1 protein-coding gene is annotated in these 249 nt (G+C 28.5%); it reads left to right on the top strand.

Annotation, left to right across the window (positions count from 1 at the left end):
• Window positions 1-249, top strand: a 249-nt coding sequence (locus HMPREF2715_RS04075) for a transposase family protein (protein ID WP_141757442.1), incomplete at both ends; no start/stop codon positions are given.

Here is a 249-nt window from a genome sequence, read left to right as displayed (position 1 = left end):
TGCCGAGCTCACTTATCAACCTACACATTGTGAAAATTGTTCAACTAAAAATGAAAATTTCTCAATAGTAAAAAATGGTAAGAAAACCTCAACGATTACTTTACTTAAAATTATGGAAATGCCCGCTTATTTAGAACTTCAAAAACAAAGATTTTATTGTAAATCATGTGACAGTCATTTTACTGCTAAATCTAATATTGTCGACGCTCATTGTTTTATTTCTAATAAAACAAAACTTGCAGTTTTAGA

Origin of the sequence: Staphylococcus sp. HMSC062A01, from assembly GCF_001836805.1 — a bacterium.
GTDB lineage: Bacteria > Bacillota > Bacilli > Staphylococcales > Staphylococcaceae > Staphylococcus > Staphylococcus haemolyticus.
This window is presented reverse-complemented; position numbering and strand designations above follow the sequence as displayed.